We start from the raw sequence: 2,686 nt of genomic DNA on the forward strand, positions 1-2,686 counted from the left end.
GGGTCACGCGTGATCGCCAGGGCCGTGCGGTACATCCGCGGCCAGGTCGCGGTGAAGTACGCCGGGAAGTCCCGCTCGTGCGTCACGACGGCTCTCCCCCGGTCGATCGTCGTCGCGTCCGTCCCCGTGCTCTCCATGCCCCTTGGATGTCGACGGGGGGCAGCCGGGTTGCCCCGACCGCGGAGATTCCTGGTCGACCGGTCAGCGGCTGAGCAGCGACCGCACCACCCTCAGGCCCACCGAGAGCCGGGCCAGGTCGGCCTCGTCCCGGCAGATCTGCTCGAGCGTCGCGGCCGCGCGACCGATCAGCTCGGTGTCCGCGTCCTCCCACTCGGCCACCCGACCGGGCGCCGAGTCGTCGGCGTCCGTGGTCGACAGCACCGCAGCGGTGAGCTGCTGGTGCACGGCGTACAGGTCGTCGCGCAGCGTGGCCCGGGCCATCGTCTGCCACTTGTCCTCGCGCGGCAGCGCGAAGATCCGGTCGACCAGCGCCGGCAGTCCGAGCCGCTCGCCCAGCGCGAAGTGCACCCGGGCCACCTGGGCCGGCTCGAGCGACAGCTCCTCGGCGGTCTCGACGATGCCGAGCAGCGCGTACGCCGGCGACAGCACGGCCACGCGCGTGGCGAGCTCCTCGGGCACTCCCTGGCCGGTGAGCCGGTCGCGGCGCGCCTCGAAGCCGTCGGCCTCGCGACCGCTCATGAGCCCGGGCAGCTCGGCCATCACGGCCTGCACCCGCTCGCGGAAGAACTCGACGGTCCCCTCGGAGTCGAGCGGCGGACGACGGTTGTTGATCAGCCAGCGCGAGGCCCGCTCGACGAGGGTGCGCATCTCGATGCGCATCCGGGTCTGGCGCTCGGCCGGGACCACGTTGTCGTACGACGCGATCTCCTGCCGCAGGGGCAGGGAGCCGAAGATCTCACGGGCCACGAAGTTGGCGCGGGTCAGGTCCGCCGGCGAGGCGCCGGTCTCCCCCGCCAGCCGCGGCCAGAAGGTCATCCCGGCGCCGTTGACCAGGTCGTTGACGACCTGGGTGACGATGATCTGCCGGCGCAGCGGGTGGTGCTCCATGGCTGCGACGTGGTCGGCGTGCATCCGCTGCGGGAAGTAGGCGAGCAGGTCGTCGCGGAGGTACGGGTCGTCCGGCAGGTCGGAGGCCAGCAGCTCGTCGGCCAGCACGATCTTGGTCCACGCGAGCAGCACCGAGAGCTCGGGCACCGACAGCGCCTGACCCCGGTCGAGGCGTCGGCGCACCTGGCGAGAGGTGGGCAGGCCCTCGAGCTCGCGGTTGAGCACCCCGCGCTGCTCGAGCTGCTTCATCCAGTCCTCGTGCACGTGCAGGAGCCCCGCGGCATGGGCGTCGGCGTTGGCCAACGCGAGGTTCTGCTCGTAGTTGTCGCGCAGCACCAGGTCGGCGACCTCGTCGGTCATCTCGGCGAGCAGCACGTTGCGCTGCTTCTCGGTCATGTCGCCGTCGGCGACCACCTTGTCGAGGAGGACCTTGATGTTGACCTCGTGGTCGGAGGTGTCCACGCCGGCGGAGTTGTCGATGAAGTCGGTGTTGATGCGCCCGCCCTCGCGCTCGGCGCCGAGCCGGGCGTACTCGATGCGGCCGAGCTGGGTCAGGCCGAGGTTGCCGCCTTCCCCGACGCACCGGGCGCGGAGGTCCTCGCCATTGACCCGGATGGCGTCGTTGGCCTTGTCGCCGGCGTCCGCGTGGGTCTCCTCCGAGGACTTCACGTAGGTGCCGATGCCGCCGTTCCAGAGCAGGTCCACCGGGGCCAGCAGGATCGCCCGCATGAGCTCGGCCGGCGTCAGGGCGGTGACGTCGTCGGCGAGGCCCAGCGCCCGGCGTACGGCGTCGTGGACCGGGATCGACTTCAACGAGCGCGACCACACGCCGCCGCCCTCGGAGATGAGGGTCTTGTCGTAGTCCTGCCAGCTCGAGCGCGGCAGCGCGAAGAGGCGCCGGCGCTCGGCGTACGACGACGCGGCATCCGGGTCGGGGTCGAGGAAGATGTCGCGGTGGTCGAAGGCCGCCACCAACCGGGTGTGCTCGGAGCAGAGCATCCCGTTGCCGAAGACGTCGCCCGACATGTCGCCGATGCCGACCGCGGTGAACTCCTCGGCCTGGCAGTCGATGCCGCGCTCGCGGAAGTGGCGCTGGACCGAGACCCAGGCGCCCCGCGCGGTGATGCCCATCGCCTTGTGGTCGTAGCCCACGGAGCCGCCGGACGCGAAGGCGTCACCCAGCCAGAAGCCGTAGTCCTTGGCCACGCCGTTGGCGATGTCGGAGAACGTCGCGGTGCCCTTGTCGGCGGCGACCACCAGGTAGGAGTCGTCGCCGTCGTGGCGCACCACCCCGGTCGGCGGCACCGTCTCGCCCTCGACGAGGTTGTCGGTGATGTCGAGCAGCCCGGAGATGAAGGTCGTGTAGCAGGCGACACCCTCGGCGAGCCACGCGTCCCGGTTGGACGGGTCGGGCAGCTGCTTGCAGAAGAAGCCGCCCTTGGCGCCGACCGGCACGATCACGGTGTTCTTGACCATCTGCGCCTTGACCAGGCCCAGGACCTCGGTGCGGAAGTCGTCGCGACGGTCGGACCAGCGCAGCCCACCGCGGGCGACCGCGCCGAAGCGCAGGTGCACGCCCTCGACCCGCGGGGAGTAGACGAAGATCTCGAACTTGGGC

Annotated in this window: 1 protein-coding gene; it reads right to left on the bottom strand. The window is 71.3% G+C overall.

Annotated elements, in window-relative coordinates:
• Positions 1-201: 201 nt before the first annotated feature.
• On the bottom strand, positions 202-2,686 hold a 2,485-nt coding region (locus ACXJKL_RS18960; RefSeq protein ID WP_457208557.1), incomplete at its 5' end, for an NAD-glutamate dehydrogenase domain-containing protein.

The sequence above is a fragment of the Nocardioides sp. P5_C9_2 genome, from assembly GCF_054049555.1.